This is a genomic window from Streptomyces sp. SID11385 (assembly GCF_010548245.1).
Taxonomy (GTDB): Bacteria; Actinomycetota; Actinomycetes; order Streptomycetales; family Streptomycetaceae; genus Streptomyces.
This window is the reverse complement of record NZ_JAAGLR010000777.1, coordinates 1-220: the sequence shown is the minus strand read 5'-3', so window position 1 is coordinate 220 and position 220 is coordinate 1. Positions and strand designations below refer to the sequence as shown.

Sequence of the window (220 nt, the reverse complement as noted above, 5' to 3'; positions counted from 1 at the left end):
CCCGCAGCTCGGCGAGGAGCGCGCTGCCATCGGCGGTGCGGAGGGCGGAGAGATCGTCTAGGTCCACGGGGCCATTGTCGGGGGCGGGGGCGAGGGGGCGGTACGGGGGAGAGGCGCGGCACCGGGACGGGGGCGCCGCGCGGCGTGCTCCGTACCGCTGTGCGCGTGGCAGCGGTGGGCCGCTCGGCTGACGGCTCGGCGTGGTGCGGGCGCGGGCGCC

1 pseudogene is annotated in these 220 nt (G+C 80.0%); it reads right to left on the bottom strand.

From position 1 onward, the window contains the following. Nucleotides 1-220, bottom strand: a pseudogene (locus G3I42_RS37070) (hypothetical protein); the annotation flags it as partial.